Source organism: Ruegeria hyattellae (genome assembly GCF_041537925.1).
In the GTDB taxonomy this organism is placed as follows: Bacteria; Pseudomonadota; Alphaproteobacteria; order Rhodobacterales; family Rhodobacteraceae; genus Ruegeria_C.
This window is the reverse complement of record NZ_JBGOSH010000017.1, coordinates 41,908-57,644: the sequence shown is the minus strand read 5'-3', so window position 1 is coordinate 57,644 and position 15,737 is coordinate 41,908. Positions and strand designations below refer to the sequence as shown.

The following is a 15,737-nucleotide window of genomic DNA, read 5'->3' as shown; positions in this document are numbered from 1 at the left end:
AACCTCCCTAAATCTCAGGTTGAAAGGTCAAAGAACCGCTTTGCGTGCAGAAACGACTGACGCATTCGCTCCGCGTGTGCGGTGGCCTCGTCGTCGCTGCCCCACTGCTCTTCCTGCCAGTGCTCGTCGATGCGTGACAGATGCCAGACCTCGTCGACATCGCGCCAATCCAGGGCGGCGGCAAATCCCAGCAGCAGGGAACCGGACAGGCTCACAAGGTCGTGAAAGGCGGCCAATCGAAACGGATCCAATGCATGCACCCGCTGGGCCAACACCGCTAGCGCCTGTTTCGGTTGCGGGGTGTGAACGACGCCCTGTACCGCGCTCAGACGGGCACCAAGCGTTAAGGCAGCCCAATCCAGCACCGGGTCCCAGGCCTGCGCCTGCCGGTCAACAAGCGCCTGGGGATGCGCCGCGCGGTAACAGACTAGGTCGGAATCACCATAGGCCGCCAGCATATCCGCGACCTCGGCATGCTGAATGCGCACCTTGTCGATCGCCGCATTGGCCGAGCGTGTCATCGGCATCGACAGCGGGTCGATGCGGCCCTCTTGCACATCCCATTCCTGCGCGACCGCTTCGGCCATGGCGTGGGTGGGCAGATTCAACTCGGCCTTGGCCGGGGTCTTTATGCCGCGCCCGTCCAACTCGACGCGAAAATTGCCCTGCGCCCCGACAACGGCGCTTTCGCTCCAGAAACGCTTGGCTGCCCACTCACTCATGATCCACTGTCCAAAAGCTGCCCAATACGCTCGCCAGTTGAGCAAAATCTTCGACCACATAGCGCGCCGAATCCAGCGCGCTGCGGTCGTGATAGCCCCAGGTGACACCGATACCCGCCACGCCTGCTGCCGACGCCATCTGCATGTCAAAGCTGGTATCGCCGATCATCAGCGTATCCCCTGCTGGCACGCCCGTTTCGGCCCGTGCGGTGTCGATCATCGAGGGGTGCGGCTTTGACGGGTGATGATCGGCGACCTGCCGGGTCACAAACATCCGCTCCAGCCCATGCGCCTCGATCAGTGCGTCCAATCCGCGCTTGGATTTTCCGGTGGCGACTCCCAGCAGGAGGTCGGGCATCTCGAACAACGCGTCAAGAAGGCTGCGCGCACCCGGATAAAGCGGCGAATGCGCGGTCCCTTGTGATTGCCGTATGTCGTGATAGGCCTCTTTATAGCCCGCGACCAGCCGGTCCAGTGTCCGTTCATCCTGTTCGGGCACCAGCGCTTTCATCAGCACCGGCAGAGACAATCCTACACCGGACATCAGCTTTGATCGCGCGGGTGTCTCCAGCCCCGCCGCGCCGAACGCCGCGCGCATCGCCGCGACGATCGTGGCCTGGCTGTCGACCAGCGTGCCATCCACATCAAATAGGATCAGGCGCAACGGTGTGCTCATTGCAGCGACTCGAACGGGTCGTCGGCGGCAAGATCCTCGGCCCAGCCCAGCGTGTCCCAGCTGTCTTTCATATGCTCAGGCAGGGGAGCAGTGATCGAGATCGGTTTGCCCGTCACCGGATGCTGAAATGCCAGCCGTCGCGCGTGCAGATGCAGTTTCTTGCTGATGACGCCACCCAGCTGCGCGCCCCAGCCATCGCCCAGATTTTCCTGGCTCGAACCGCCGTATTTGCCGTCACCGATAATCGGATGCCCCATCCCGGCCATATGCGCGCGCAATTGATGGGTCCGCCCGGTAAGCGGCTCCATCGCAACCCACGCCGCCCGGCTGGCAACCCGGTAGAGCGTGGCATAAAGCGTATGCGCCCGCTTGGCGCCCGGTGTGTCGGAGATTTCGCTGGGGTGGACGACGATCATTTTTTCGCCTTCGCCCTTCGGGCCGTGCCCGCCCGCCTTTACCAGACCAGCCTTGATCTCACCCAAATAGGGGGTCGGAACGCCCGCCACCAAACCCCAGTAGATCTTGCGCGTGTTGCGGTGGCGGAAGGCGGCGGTCAGCGATTTTGCCGCCTCGCGGGTCCGCGCCAGCAGCAGCACGCCTGAGGTGTCCTTGTCCAGCCGGTGCACAAGGCGCGGGTTCTCGTCATAGCCGAATCGCAGTGCCTCGCCCAAGCCGTCCACATGCCGTGTCTGGCCGCTGCCACCCTGCACCGGCAAGCCCGGCGGCTTGTTAAGCGCCATGATGTGATTGTCACGATAGATCACGCTGGACTGGATTATCTTCGCATCCGCATCAGAGATGCGCGCCTTGACCTCGGCCGGTTTGTGATCGGATTCAGGCAGCGGTGGCACCCGCACGGTCTGACCAACCTCGAGCCGGGTCGACGCCTTGACCCGGCCGCCGTCCACCCGAAGCTCGCCTTTTCGGCACATCTTTTCGATGCGGCCCTGACTGACATGCGGGAATAACCGGCGCAGCCAGCGGTCCAGCCGCTGGTCGCCCTCATCCTCGCCCACGGTGATCATCTGAACGCCACTCATGTCCACATCCCTCGTGCCAAGTAGAGGCCAAGCATCAGCGCCCCGATCGATAATCCAACAGACAGCGCCACATAGAGCGCCGCATGACCAAACGCGCCCCGCTCATAAAGCGTGACTGCCTCAAGCGAAAACGCCGAGAAGGTGGTGAAACCACCCATGATCCCGGTCATGACAAACGGGTTCAGATGTGCCAACCCGCGATGCGCCGCCGTCACCACGAAAAAACCCATCACGAACGAGCCGATGACATTGACCAGCAGGATCGCCACAGGGAATTCCTGCGGGCCGAAGGCGCGGAACAGGCCCACCCCCGTCAGGAACCGCAGCGATGCGCCGATTGCGCCGCCAAGGGCCACATGAATAAGCGAAGATAACATGCGCGGTCTGTCGCGCGCGCGCGCCGGGATGTCAAGTTTCCAGGCGTTTGGCCCGCAGGTTCGCGAAATAATCCAGCCGCTTTTTCAACTCGCGCTCGAACCCGCGTTCGACCGGCTGATAGAGTTCCGACCGCTCAACCCCATCGGGAAAGTAATCCTGCCCGGAAAACCCATCTTCGGCATCGTGGTCATAGGCATATCCGGCACCGTATCCCTGATCCTTCATCAGCGCCGTCGGCGCGTTGAGGATGTGCTTGGGTGGCGGTTCGCTGCCGGTCTTCTTGGCCAGCCGCATCGCCGCCTTGTAGCCAACATAAGCCCCGTTCGATTTTGGCGCGAGCGCCAGATAGACCACCGCCTGCGCCAGCGCCAGCTCGCCTTCGGGGCTGCCCAACCGCTCATAGACCTCCCAGGCGTGCAGGCAGATCGACTGTGCCTGTGGATCGGCCAGACCGATATCCTCGACCGCCATGCGGGTGATTCGGCGCGCCAGATAGCGCGGGTCCTCGCCTCCGGTCAGCATCCGCGCCAACCAATAGAGCGCCGCATCCGGGTCGGAGCCGCGCACCGATTTGTGCAGGGCCGAGATCAGGTTGTAGTGCTCGTCGCCGGACTTGTCGTATTTTGCCGCCCGCCGCATCAGCCGGGCCGACAGCCCGTCCGGGTCCAGCGGCGCGTCGACACTCCATGCGGCGATCTGTTCGACGAGGTTTAGCAGCGCACGGCCATCGCCATCGGCCATTTCCAACAGGGATCGCCGCGCCTGATCCGTCAGCGGCAGCGCTGTGCCCAGATCCTGCTCGGCCCGTTCGATCAGGCGTTCAAGTTGTTCCGCATCAAGCCGTTCCAGCACGAGCACCTGCGCCCGGCTCAGCAGCGCCGCGTTCAGTTCGAACGAGGGGTTCTCGGTGGTCGCGCCCACCAGCAGGATCGTGCCGTCCTCCATATGCGGCAGGAACCCGTCCTGTTGCGCCTTGTTGAAACGGTGGATCTCGTCGACGAAAAGCAGCGTGCCTTTGCCGTTCTGCCGCCGCAGCTTGGCGGCCTCGAAGACCTTCTTGAGGTCCGGCACGCCGGTAAAGATCGCGCTGATCTGCACGAAGTGCAGGTCGGTTTCCTGCGCCAACAACCGTGCGACGGTGGTCTTGCCAACACCTGGCGGTCCCCAGAAGATCAGGCTGGACAGCGCACCCGAGGCCAGCATCACACCCAGCGGAGCATCGGGGCCAAGAACCTGCTCCTGCCCCACCACCTCGGCCAGGGATTGCGGCCTGAGCCGGTCGGCCAGTGGGCGGGGCATCGCGCGATCGGGTTCTGCCGCGCCGGTATCGAAGAGATCAGCCATGGCTCACAACCGGAACCGCAGCGAGACGCTCTGACCACGCCGGTTCAGCACCATCCGCACCCAGCGGCCCGGATCGGTCAGCGTCCTTTGAACATCCGGCGGTGCGTCGATCTCGTGGCCGTTGATGCTAACGACGATATCGCCGCGCCTGATCCCCGCGCGGTTACCCAGCGGTCCGGGGTCGACAACGGCAACACCCTCGGTGGAAACCGACAGCGCCAGACGCACAATCACCGCCGGGTTGGCGCGCGCCACGGTCAGGCCGGGCAGCACCGTATAGTCATCCAGCGTGGTTTCCTGCGCGGAGGGCTCGTCGGGGGCCGGGTGCATTGCCACATCCACCTGATCGGACGCACCGCCGCGATAGCGGGTGACCAGCGCGGTGCCGCCGATTCCGGCGACCGCCATGCGGAACTTCATCTCTGGCGGCGAGTTGACCTCCTGCCCGTCCATATGGGTGATGACATCGCCGGCGCGGAACCCGGCCTTGGCAAACGGGCTGAGCGGATGCAGGTCCGACAGGACAAAGCCGGTTGGCAGATGTAGCCCCAGCGACTCGGCGATGTCGACGGTCATCTGCTGCCCCGACATGCCGGCCCAGGGCTGCTGAAATGCGATCGAACCGTCCTGTGCCTGACGCAGAAATTCAGCCACCAGTTTGGCCGGTATGGCAAACCCGATGCCGTTCGAGCCGCCCGAGCGGGTCAGGATCGAGGTGTTGATACCGATCAGATCGCCATTCACGTCAACCAGCGCCCCTCCGGAATTGCCCGGATTGATCGGCGCATCGGTTTGCAGGAAATACCCCCGCGCATTGCCGGTCGCAGTGCCCGAGCGCGCCAGCCCGGACACGATGCCGCTGCTGACGGTCTGGCCCACCCCAAACGGGTTGCCAATGGCCAGCGCTAACTCGCCCACTTCGACCTGATCGGAATCGCGCAGGTCGAGGCTGGGCAAGCCCTGCGCCCCGAACAATTTCAGGATCGCGATGTCGTTTTCACGGTCGCCCAGAACCACCTCGGCCTCGAACTCGCGCCGGTCGGTAGTGACGACCCGGATTTCCGTCGCCATGCCGACCACGTGATAGTTCGAGACCACATAACCGTCCTCGGTCAGGATCACACCTGAGCCCAGCGAGTTTTCAACCCGTTTGCGGGGCGCGGCGCGGCCCTGAAAGAAATCGCGGAAGAACGGGTCGGAGAAAAGTGGACTGGCGCGGCCCTGCCGGATGATCTTGGCATAGATATTGACCACAGCCGGGGCAGCCTGTTTGACCACCGGTGCAAAGCCCAGCGAAATCTCGGCTTGCGACTTTGGCACGGCGGTTTCAGCCGAAGCCATACTTGCCGCGGCTAGTGAAAGGGCAATGAGCGTTCCGCGAAACATCATCGTATCCCATATTACCAGTTGCCCAAGCGATATGCGGCCATGACTACCGGAATGCAAGCGTGGCCGTCAGGACCGGCGGCGCAGGAACTTGAGGCCTGACCAGTCGGCATCGACGGCGCAGACCTTCACGTCCACCCAGCCCAATGGCAGGACCGCCATCCGCAGATCATCTTCGGTCACGCCCGCATGCAGTTTCGATGCTTTCTTGGCCCAGGAGAGCCACAACATGCCTCCCGTGGGCAAATCCGCGATCTGCGCAGCGGCGGCCTGATCCACTGCGTCAGGCCATGCAAAAATAAGTGCACAGCATCCGGCCGGGGCGCGTCCGGGTCGAAGATCACATCGACCGCGTCCATCACGAGATTGGAATACTGCGATGGCGCGTCAACGACGCGTAAGGTCCAGCCCGGCTTGAACCCAAGCTTCTGATAAAGCGGTTTGCCGGAATACCCGGCTGTCTTTGTTCCGGTCATGGTATACAGGCTAGAGTCCGGCGCGGGATGGGACAAAGAAAAACCCCGCACCAAAGGCACGGGGTTTGAAATCACACCAGTAAGGTGTCTTATTCGTCAGCGGCCTCGTCGGCGGCAACGCGGGCCTTGTCGGCGGCGCCTTTGGCGTCCAGATCGCGGTCAACGAATTCGATGATCGCCATCGGGGCCATGTCGCCATAACGGAAGCCGGCCCTCAGGATGCGGACGTAACCGCCCTGCCGGTCCTTGTACCGCGGGCCCAGAATGTCGAACAGCTTGGCGACATCCTTGTCTTCTTTCAGCTTCGACGCGGCCTGACGGCGCGCGTGCAGGTCGCCGCGCTTGGCCAGCGTGATCATCTTTTCGATGACCGGGCGCAGTTCTTTGGCCTTGGGCAGCGTTGTCTTGATCTGTTCATGCTCGATGAGCGAGCCAGCCATGTTGGAAAAGAGCGCTTTACGGTGCTCATGTGTCCGGTTCAGGCGGCGGTAACCACGTGCGTGACGCATTTTCTAATTCCTTCTTTCGACTTTTGCTTTGTCTGACCCCCGATGCGTGTCAGGGGCTCTCCTTGGGGCTTGATTGCCCGTACATTCCCCGGAAACCCGGGCATTGGGGAAGACGCGTTTAAAACGCGTCTTCGAATTTCTTCGCCAGATCTTCGATGTTATCGGGCGGCCAGTCCTCGACATCCATGCCGAGGTGCAGACCCATGCCGGACAGCACTTCCTTGATCTCGTTCAGCGACTTGCGGCCGAAGTTCGGGGTGCGCAGCATCTCGGCTTCGGTTTTCTGGATCAAGTCGCCAATATAGACGATGTTGTCGTTCTTCAGGCAGTTTGCAGAACGCACCGACAGTTCCAGCTCGTCCACCTTCTTGAGCAGCAGCGGGTTGAACTCCAGACCATCGTCTTCGTCCTGGCGTCCCGCCGATTCCGGCTCGTCAAAGTTGACGAAGATTGACAGCTGATCCTGTAGGATACGCGCAGCAAAAGCCACGGCGTCGTCCGGCGTGATCGAACCGTCGGTGTCGATCTTCATGGTCAGCTTGTCATAGTCCAGAACCTGACCCTCGCGGGTCGGTTGCACGTCATAGGACACCTTCTTGACCGGCGAATAGATCGCATCGATCGGGATCAGGCCAATGGGCGCATCCTCGGGCTTGTTCTTCTCGGACGAGACATAGCCCTTGCCGGTGTTGACGGTCAGTTCCATGAACAGGTCCGCACCATCGTCGAGGTGGCAGATCACGTGCTCGCGGTTCAGAATCTCGATACCGGCGCTTTCGCTGATGTCGCCGGCGGTGACTACCGCCGGACCCTTGGCATTGATCGACAGGCGCTTGGGGCCTTCGACTTCCATGCGCAGCGACACGCCCTTGAGGTTCAGGATGATGTCGGTGACGTCTTCGCGGACGCCGGCAACGCTGGAAAACTCATGCAAAACGTTGTCGATCTGAACGCTAGTGACGGCGGCGCCCTGCAGCGAGCTCATCAGGATACGACGCAGCGCGTTGCCCAGGGTCAGACCAAATCCACGCTCCAGCGGTTCGGCCACAACGGTGGCCTGACGCGCGGGGTCGTTGCCCGGCTTGACGTCAAGCTGGGTCGGCTTGATCAATTCTGCCCAATTCTTGTGGATCATGTAATCCCTCCATTCCTGTCTGCGCCCCATGACCAACAAGGTGCAGACGCCCGAGGTTCAAAATGACGTACTGGGGCCGTGTGAAAACACCGGCCCCAGCGGGTAGTTCTGTCGTTTAGACGCGGCGGCGCTTCGGCGGGCGGCAGCCATTGTGAGCGATCGGCGTCACGTCACGGATCGACGTGATGTTGAAGCCAACAGCAGCCAGTGCGCGCAGTGCCGATTCACGACCCGAACCGGGGCCCTGAACTTCGACTTCCAGCGTCTTTACGCCGTGATCCTGCGCTTTTTTGCCTGCGTCTTCAGCAGCAAGCTGAGCGGCGTAGGGTGTTGATTTCCGCGATCCCTTGAAACCCATGGTGCCAGCGGACGACCATGCAATGGCGTTGCCCTGAACATCCGAGATCAGGATCTTGGTGTTGTTGAACGTCGAGTTCACATGGGCCACGCCCGTTGCAATATTCTTGCGCTCTTTTTTCTTGGTACGAGTCTTTTCGCGTGCCATCGGTCAGACCCTCCTTATTTCTTCTTGCCAGCAATGGCCTTTGCGGGGCCTTTGCGGGTGCGAGCGTTGGTGTGGGTGCGCTGACCGCGGACCGGCAGGTTGCGACGGTGGCGCAGGCCACGGTAGCAGCCCAGATCCATCAGGCGCTTGATGTTCATCTGCACTTCGCGGCGCAGGTCGCCTTCGACGCTGTAATTGGCGTCAATATGCTCGCGGATGGCCAGAACTTCGGCATCCGACAACTCATTGACGCGACGGGTCGCGTCGATGCCCACGGCGTCGCAGATCGCGTTGGCCGAGGTGTTGCCGATTCCGGTGATATAGGTGAGGGCGATAGGGACCCGCTTTGCAGTCGGGATGTTTACGCCGGCAATACGTGCCACGTGTCACTTTCCTTTTTCGTTGCGGTTCCGTAGCTCCGGAACCTTTTTTCACAACGCTTTACCTTGGCAGTGAGGCCAGAGGGTCCAGCATTTTTTCGAGGTGGTCTTTGGGCAGACGAATCTGCCCGAAGGAATCATGTCCCCTTAGGGATGGGCGTGCGTAGAGGCTTTTAAGAGGATCGTCAAGCCCTTAGCGTGGCAGGCCGCAAGAAGCTCGGCGCGATGCCTCTGACACAATATATCTGCTGCTCGAGGTATCGCTACAGAAATCAATTTCCACAATCTAATTGCCGCCTCCAAACCCACAAACATGCCGGCAAAAAGCCCAACTAAATAGCCAAGGAGTAAGCCACTGATGAAGAGGGAAGCTCTCTTCATTCTGACGACCGCAACTATCCGACTTCCCTTACCCCAGAACGGCCTCGACCGAAGCAGTGACTTCGTCGATATCAGCCAGGCCGTTTACCGGGCGCAGATCGCCCTTGGCATAATAATATCCGATCAGCGGCGAGGTCTTCTTGTAATATTCCATCAGCCGCGTACGCAGGCTGTCGGCATTGTCGTCGGCGCGGTGGACCATGTTGGTGCTGCCGCAATTGTCGCATTTTCCTTCAACTGATGTTGGCTTGGTTTTGACGTGATAGACCTCGCCGCAATCGCCGCAGGTGAAACGGCCCGAAATGCGCGCAACCAGCGCCTCGTCATCGACGCGGATCTCGATCACCGTGTGCAAAGATTGGCCCAGCTTGCTCAGCAGCGCGGCCAGCGCGTCGGCCTGCGCCAGCGTGCGCGGAAAGCCGTCAAAGATGAACCCCGAACCGCTCTGGGTGGTCAGTTGTTCTTCGATCAGACCGATGACGATCTCGTCTGTGACCAGCTTGCCCGCATCCATGATCGCGGCCACTTTCTGGCCCATCTCGGTGCCGCTGGTGCGTGCCGCGCGCAGCATGTCACCGGTACTGAGCTGGATCATGCTGCGAGTATCTACCAGATGCCGCGCCTGGGTGCCTTTGCCCGCACCCGGCGGGCCCAATAGAATAATGTTCATCGACGCGAGGGTCCCTTCCTGCTGCGTTTCTTGCTTTTGCCACGCAGCTGGGACTTTTCGATAAGCCCTTCATATTGATGCGCAAGCAGATGGCTCTGAACCTGCTGGATCGTGTCCATAGTCACAGAGACAATAATGAGTACCGAAGTACCGCCGAAATAGAACGGGATCGCGAATTGTCCCCGCAGAATTTCCGGCAGCAGGCAGACCAGCGCCAGATAGGCCGAGCCCATGACCAGCACGCGGTTCACCACGTATTCGAGGTATTCGGAGGTTTTCTTGCCCGGGCGGATGCCGGGAATGAACCCGTTCTGCTTTTTGAGGTTGTCGGCCACGTCATCGGGTTTGAACGCCACGTTGAACGTGTAGAAATAGGCAAAGAACACGATCATCGACGCGAAGAACAGCAGATAGAGCGGCTGACCCGGTCCAAAATTGGCCAACAGCCAGGACATCACCGGACCGCTGGCAGCCCCGGAAGAAAAGGTCGAGATCGTGACCGGCAGCAGCAGCAGTGAGCTGGCAAAAATCGCCGGGATCACACCTGCGGGGTTGACCTTGACGGGCAGGTGCGACGAGCCGCCATCATAGACCTTCATCCCCACCTGACGGCGCGGATACTGGATATGGATCTTGCGCAGCGCACGCTCCATGAACACCACGAAAGTAATCGTCACGATCACCATCAGGATCACCGCGATGATCACCGCGGGGCTGAGCGCGCCGGACCGTCCTGAGGCCAGGAACTGCGCCAGAGCGGCGGGAACCTCGGCGATGATGCCTACAAAGATGATCAGCGAGATACCATTGCCGATGCCACGCGCGGTGATCTGTTCACCCAGCCACATCAGGAACATGGTGCCGCCAACCAGCGTGATCATGGTGGCAAGCCGGAAATAGAGCCCCGGTTCGGTGGCCAGATCGCCCGCCTCCAGCGAAACCGCCAGCCCATAGGCCTGTACGGTGGCCAGAGCCACGGTGCCAAAGCGAGTATACTGGTTGATTTTCTTGCGGCCCTGCTCACCCTCTTTCTTGAGTTGCTCAAGCGCGGGGACCATTGCGGTCAGCAGCTGCACGATGATCGATGCCGAAATATAGGGCATGATGCCAAGGGCGAAGATACCCATCCGCCCCAGCGCGCCGCCGGTGAACATCGACACCATACCGCCGATGCCTTGCCCCGCTTGCTCCATGAACTGCTGCAACGCGGCGCCATCGATACCGGGCACCGGAATGAAGGTGCCAAGGCGATAGACGATCAGGAGGGCAAGCGTGAACAGGATGCGGTTGCGCAGATCGGTGGCCTTGCCAAGGGCGGACCAGCTCGTGTTGGCCGCCATTTGTTCTGCTGCTGATACCATTAATCGGTCTCTCTTGTGAAAACGCCGCCCGGAACCGTTTTCCGGCTCGGGCGGCGTCTTTGGAAAACTTGAGGCACTATGTAAGCGGGTCGGTGCCCGCTCACAAGCGGTTACTCTGCCGCGGCAGCGTTTGTGACCTTAAGTGAGCCGCCCGCTTTCTCAACTGCTTCGACAGCAGCCTTGGACGCGCCGGTCACTTCCAGGTTCACCTTGGCCGAAATTTCGCCTTTGGCGAGGATACGGACACCGTCCAGCTTGCGACGCACCAGACCGCTGGCAACCAGCGCATCCTCGGTGATGGCCGCCTTGGCGTCCAGCTTGCCGGCATCGACGAATTTCTGGATCAGGCCCAGGTTCACAACGGCGAATGCCTTGCGGTTGGGCTTGTTGAAGCCACGCTTGGGAAGGCGCTGATAAAGCGGCATCTGGCCGCCTTCATAGCCATTGATGGCCACGCCCGAACGCGATTTTTGACCTTTGATACCCCGGCCACCGGTTTTACCAGTGCCCGAACCCGGACCACGGCCAACACGTTTGCGGGGTTTGGTGGCGCCAGCGTTGTCGCTCAGCTCATGCAGTTTCATATCGCTTCTCCTTAGCCGGATACGACCCCCGAAGCGTTTGGGTCAACCACGGCATTTCTTGATTGTGATTCTCATGGTCATGCGACCACCGCGCGTGGATAGTCCCAATTCGCCGGTGACGCAACACCCGGTTTCCAATCCCGATTCCCCTCAATTTGCAAGAAACGCGGAAAGTGACCCTCTTGACCCCATGCCCTGCCACAGCGCCCATTCCGAATGGCATTGGGTCCTTGCAGGCCAGGTACAGGGTCTAACGCCGCCGGATATCAATATCCGCAGATGGCAAACCCGCTACAGTGGCCCGTAAGACGCTGCGTTCAGACGGGTCAAGCAAAGACGCAAGTGAAAAGAAGTACCGGGCGGGCTCCGGGCTCTGAGCATTCGAGCAGGACAACCGGATCGCATTTGAACCGTTCCAATCCCGACGAAGAGCATGGGGCTGACTTGCTACGACGTAATGGTGCCGCCTGAAATGCAAAAGACCATCCATCCGGATGAGAGCATCGCGTTGGCCTTCAACATTATCAAAGGCAGCCGGGCGCGATTTCTGCCGGTGGTGGACGCGGACGGAACCTATGTGGGCGTGTTTACCGCCCCCACGCTGCTGAAGCTAATCTTGCCCAGGGCCACCACGATCGGGTTGAACGACGACGTGATGCGGGTTTCGATCGAGTCGCTGAGCTTCATGAATCTGACGCGCGACGATTTCGAGCAGCAGTTCGACCGGCTGAAAACCGAAAAGGTGCGCGATAACATGTCAAGGCCGACCAACATCCCCGTTGTGGCCCCCGATACACCGGTGATGGAAGGCATCTTCCTGATCTACAAATTCAAGCGGCACGTGATCCTGGTCGAGCCCGAAACCAATCGTTTCGTCGGCACCATCAGCGCCAATTCGCTGCTGGATCGCGCCCTGAGCTGACCCCCCAAAGAGACCGGAACCAAAGCCGTGGCAGAGCATTCTTCACCACACGGAGGGGCATCATTCTCCGCACCCGACCTGTTGGGTATCGATCCGGTTTGGATCGCGACCGGCATTCTTGTCCTCGTTTGTGTGGCGTTGATCACCGAAAAGGTGAATCGTGCCATTCTGGCAGTGCTGGGCGCGTCGCTGATGGTGCTGTTCGGCATTCTGAGCCAGGAACAGGCGGTCGCGGGCGTCGATGCAAATACGCTGGCCTTACTGATCGGAATGATGGTGATCGTCGGCATTACCAGCAAATCCGGGCTGTTCCAGTTCGTCGCCATCAAAGCGGCGAAAGTCGTCAAGGCCAACCCCACGGGCATATTGATAATGCTCACCCTGATCACGGCGGTTTTCTCGGCGCTGCTGGACAACGTCACCACGATGCTGCTGATCGCTCCGATCACATTGCTGATCACCGAAGCGCTGGAAACACGGGTCTTTCCGTTTTTCATCGCCGAGATCCTGGCCTCGAATGTCGGGGGCACGGCGACACTGATCGGGGATCCGCCCAACATCATTATCGGCTCGGCCGCCGGGCTGAGCTTCAACCAGTTCGTCATGAACCTCGCCCTAATCTCGGCGATCTGTCTGGTGGTGCTGACCGGCATCATCTACCTGATGAACCGCAAGGCACTGGCCGCCATCCCGAAATCGGCCAGCGAGCGGATCATGGGGTTCAACGAATCCGAGGCGATCACCGATTCGGCGCTGATGGTCAAGTCCCTGGGCGTGCTGGCGCTGGTGCTGGCAGGTTTCACCTTGGGCCACGGCTATGGCATCCAGCCGGGGACCTCTGCGCTGACGGGGGCCGGATTGCTGATGCTGCTGGCCTATGGCCATCAGAGCGGCGAAGCGCAGTCGCAACCGGTTCACCAAATTTTTGGCGAGGTGGAATGGGTCACCATCTTTTTCTTCGGTGGGCTTTTTGTGATCGTCGCTGGCGTCGAACATGTCGGACTGCTTGAGTTCCTCGGCCAGAAGGTGCTGGAACTGGCCCAGGGTGACATGATGTGGACGGCGTTCTTCATCTTCTGGGCGTCGGGCATTCTGTCGGCCATTCTGGACAACATCCCCTTCCTCGCCACCATGATCCCGCTGATCGAATCCACCGCCGACACATTCGGCGGACCCGACGCGACCGAGCCGCTCTGGTGGTCGCTGGCGCTGGGTGCCCGTCTGGGCGGGAACGGCACGCTGCTGGGCGCAAGCGCTAACCTGACCGTGGCCGCCTTTGCGGAAAAGGCCAAGCAGCCGATCGGCTTCATCGCCTTCACTAAAACCGCCTTTCCGATCATGATCCTGACGCTGATGATCGCCAACGTCTATATCTGGCTACGCTACTTCTGAACCGTGCGCTGCTACAGCCGAAAGGCGCGATCCCGATGACCGCCAAGCCAATTGCCGGTGAAAACAAACAGAGAAGGTTTCTGAAAATCCGGCGCTTTTCCTTTCTATTTCAGGAGGTTCGCACAGTCGTGCAAAAAAATGCATCCTTGGCGGAATTGGCCTTGTATTTCCGTTGTTTGCACGGATATACCCGTCGGCGGAGACGTGGCCGAGTGGTCGAAGGCGCTCCCCTGCTAAGGGAGTAGGCGAGGAATCGTCTCGAGGGTTCGAATCCCTTCGTCTCCGCCACCCACCATTTTCATTCAATTCTGTTGGCAGTCGTTCAACCCCTTACGGGGCTGTTTTTATTTGTTTATATGTAGTCATTATTGCTTATGGTTTTTCTTCGACTAGGCCCGCTTCTATTCGTTACATGCTAGAAATCGTGGAATAATCATAGCTGCGCTTAGCGGCAAGTTAACGGGAAATTGGTCCGATCCCTCGGCCCCGGTCGCCACGGCGACGGAAGCGGGTTGTACCTTGTGGTTGATCCATTCGGGGCGAGACGCTGGATTGAACGGGGCACAGTGAAGGGTCAACGCAACCGCGAGGGCAAGCCCTTAGGGGCCGACTTTGGGCTTGGTGGGGCTGACGTCGTGACCTTGAACGAAGTACGTGACCGCGCGTTGGAATATCGACGACTGGCAACGCAAGGTATCAACCCGCGCTATAACGTACGTCAGGAAATTCCCTGTTTCGAAGAGATCACACGACAGGTCCACATTGAGCGGTCGCCAACATAAAAATATCCAATGCATGGCCAGTAGTGGGTTAACACCTTGGCTGAGAACGCGTTCCCGGAAATTGGGCGTTTGCCAGTTTCGGAGGTAGGCCAGCCTGAAGTGATACAAGTCTTGTTACTACGGAAACCGCTCACGCGTCGGTTAGGCGACCGAGCGCGCGTTGTGGGAAATGAACAACGTTTACCGCAACGCGCAAAAACACGCTTGGTAGACCAAGCCTGAAGCCCAATGCGTGACTTAGTTTGCAATCGCCAATATCAAATTCGTTCATTCAGGAGAGAGGTTTGGCCGGAAAATTTCGATTTAGCTAACCGTCAAGAAACGGGTTTGGCCGCGTCATCTGCATCTAAGAACCTTCGGAAATCGTTGCGTTGTGGCGGGAAATCACAATGGACAGATGGCAAAAGAGCCATATTTTATTGGTGTTTTGGACCGAAATTTCTAGACTGACCCATGTGATGACGTTAGGTTAACTTGCGAACATGATGAAATCATGCATGACGTGGCGATCCTCTTGGTCCCGCGGCATGTATGAATTGCATACCAACCTATGGAACGAGCGACAGCTATCTGGCTTTGAAAGGCGGACATGGTTGATATTTTTTCGAAACGCGAGCGCCCCCGGCGCGAGGATGTTGCTGCCAAACGGATCATAAGCGAAAATCGATCGACGATTAGCCGCCTTGCCGACCAGATCAGCGGAGGCGAATTTTCCCGGTCTCGCGCGGCAATGGCGAAAACCAAAGAAGAACCCAAGCCTGAAGGACTTAGCATCCATATTTTGGGCGGGGCATCGAGCGCCTCGGCGCCAGAACCAGTGGTTCGCGTCAGCTTGAACGGCCGTGTGATTGTGGTGAATGCCAATACTGGCAAGCAGATCCGGCTTCTCGGGCAAATGCGCGCTAAAGAGGGCCATAAGTTTTTTGCACTGGCTACTATGGAAAACGGATTTGTATCGCCGTTAGACGACGATACTGAACAATTGCTTGGCGATCTGAACGGAATCATCATCGAGAACGACGACATTGAGGAGAAATTCGTCCACGTGATCACGGATCGTCTTGATCTATGAACGTGAGCGACGCCATCTGCTC

The 15,737-nt window shown here is 59.7% G+C and carries 18 protein-coding genes and 1 tRNA gene; 5 read left to right on the top strand and 14 right to left on the bottom strand.

What is annotated here, in order from left to right; all coding sequences use genetic code 11:
* Nucleotides 1–14: 14 nt before the first annotated feature.
* The 14 genes from AB1E33_RS26095 to rplO form a co-directional block, all read right to left on the bottom strand.
* Nucleotides 15–722, bottom strand: a complete 708-nt coding sequence (locus tag AB1E33_RS26095) for an ATP12 family chaperone protein (RefSeq protein ID WP_372580158.1) — start codon at nt 720–722, stop codon at nt 15–17.
* A complete protein-coding gene (locus AB1E33_RS26090; RefSeq protein ID WP_372580157.1) occupies nt 715–1,398 on the bottom strand; it encodes an HAD-IA family hydrolase in 684 nt (227 codons plus the stop codon). The genes AB1E33_RS26095 and AB1E33_RS26090 overlap by 8 nt, the downstream gene beginning before the upstream one ends.
* The gene (locus AB1E33_RS26085; protein WP_372580156.1) at nt 1,395–2,438 is read right to left on the bottom strand and encodes an RluA family pseudouridine synthase; all 1,044 of its coding nucleotides are present in this window, start codon (nt 2,436–2,438) and stop codon (nt 1,395–1,397) included. Before AB1E33_RS26085 ends, AB1E33_RS26090 begins: the two co-directional genes overlap by 4 nt.
* A complete protein-coding gene (gene crcB / locus AB1E33_RS26080; protein ID WP_372580155.1) occupies nt 2,435–2,815 on the bottom strand; it encodes a fluoride efflux transporter CrcB in 381 nt (126 codons plus the stop codon). The genes AB1E33_RS26085 and crcB overlap by 4 nt, the downstream gene beginning before the upstream one ends.
* Before the next feature lie 31 nt (nt 2,816–2,846).
* On the bottom strand, nt 2,847–4,160 hold the full coding sequence (locus AB1E33_RS26075; RefSeq protein WP_372580154.1) for a replication-associated recombination protein A: 1,314 nt from the start codon (nt 4,158–4,160) through the stop codon (nt 2,847–2,849).
* A gap of 3 nt (nt 4,161–4,163) precedes the next feature.
* Entirely contained in the window at nt 4,164–5,546 is a 1,383-nt protein-coding gene (locus tag AB1E33_RS26070; protein ID WP_372580153.1) for a trypsin-like peptidase domain-containing protein, read from the bottom strand.
* Nucleotides 5,547–5,615: 69 nt separating this feature from the next.
* Complete coding sequence (locus AB1E33_RS26065) at nt 5,616–5,825, bottom strand: hypothetical protein (protein WP_372580152.1); 210 nt, start codon at nt 5,823–5,825, stop codon at nt 5,616–5,618.
* A gap of 286 nt (nt 5,826–6,111) precedes the next feature.
* A complete protein-coding gene (rplQ, locus tag AB1E33_RS26060) occupies nt 6,112–6,531 on the bottom strand; it encodes a 50S ribosomal protein L17 (protein WP_372580151.1) in 420 nt (139 codons plus the stop codon).
* Between the two features lie 118 nt (nt 6,532–6,649).
* Complete coding sequence (locus tag AB1E33_RS26055) at nt 6,650–7,666, bottom strand: DNA-directed RNA polymerase subunit alpha (protein ID WP_372580150.1); 1,017 nt, start codon at nt 7,664–7,666, stop codon at nt 6,650–6,652.
* Nucleotides 7,667–7,781: 115 nt separating this feature from the next.
* Complete coding sequence (rpsK, locus tag AB1E33_RS26050) at nt 7,782–8,171, bottom strand: 30S ribosomal protein S11 (RefSeq protein ID WP_372580149.1); 390 nt, start codon at nt 8,169–8,171, stop codon at nt 7,782–7,784.
* A 14-nt stretch (nt 8,172–8,185) separates the two neighbouring features.
* On the bottom strand, nt 8,186–8,554 hold the full coding sequence (gene rpsM, locus AB1E33_RS26045; RefSeq protein ID WP_372580148.1) for a 30S ribosomal protein S13: 369 nt from the start codon (nt 8,552–8,554) through the stop codon (nt 8,186–8,188).
* A 406-nt stretch (nt 8,555–8,960) separates the two neighbouring features.
* Nucleotides 8,961–9,602 carry an adenylate kinase gene (locus AB1E33_RS26040; RefSeq protein WP_372580147.1) on the bottom strand — a complete coding sequence of 214 codons (642 nt, stop codon included), beginning with the start codon at nt 9,600–9,602 and terminating at the stop codon, nt 8,961–8,963.
* Nucleotides 9,599–10,963 carry a preprotein translocase subunit SecY gene (gene secY / locus AB1E33_RS26035; RefSeq protein WP_249708958.1) on the bottom strand — a complete coding sequence of 455 codons (1,365 nt, stop codon included), beginning with the start codon at nt 10,961–10,963 and terminating at the stop codon, nt 9,599–9,601. Before secY ends, AB1E33_RS26040 begins: the two co-directional genes overlap by 4 nt.
* Before the next feature lie 110 nt (nt 10,964–11,073).
* Nucleotides 11,074–11,547 carry a 50S ribosomal protein L15 gene (gene rplO / locus AB1E33_RS26030; RefSeq protein ID WP_372580146.1) on the bottom strand — a complete coding sequence of 158 codons (474 nt, stop codon included), beginning with the start codon at nt 11,545–11,547 and terminating at the stop codon, nt 11,074–11,076.
* 433 nt (nt 11,548–11,980) lie between these two features.
* On the opposite strand from rplO, the gene AB1E33_RS26025 reads away from it, so the two are divergent.
* From AB1E33_RS26025 to AB1E33_RS26005, 5 genes are all read left to right on the top strand, one after another.
* Complete coding sequence (locus AB1E33_RS26025) at nt 11,981–12,469, top strand: CBS domain-containing protein (protein WP_372580145.1); 489 nt, start codon at nt 11,981–11,983, stop codon at nt 12,467–12,469.
* Between the two features lie 27 nt (nt 12,470–12,496).
* Nucleotides 12,497–13,861: an ArsB/NhaD family transporter gene (locus AB1E33_RS26020; RefSeq protein ID WP_372580144.1), complete on the top strand. Its 1,365-nt coding sequence runs from the start codon at nt 12,497–12,499 to the stop codon at nt 13,859–13,861.
* Nucleotides 13,862–14,059: 198 nt separating this feature from the next.
* A tRNA-Ser gene (locus AB1E33_RS26015) sits at nt 14,060–14,149 on the top strand.
* Between the two features lie 233 nt (nt 14,150–14,382).
* A complete protein-coding gene (locus AB1E33_RS26010; protein WP_372580143.1) occupies nt 14,383–14,643 on the top strand; it encodes an Arm DNA-binding domain-containing protein in 261 nt (86 codons plus the stop codon).
* A gap of 589 nt (nt 14,644–15,232) precedes the next feature.
* Nucleotides 15,233–15,715, top strand: a complete 483-nt coding sequence (locus AB1E33_RS26005; protein ID WP_372580142.1) for a hypothetical protein — start codon at nt 15,233–15,235, stop codon at nt 15,713–15,715.
* Nucleotides 15,716–15,737 lie beyond the last annotated feature (22 nt).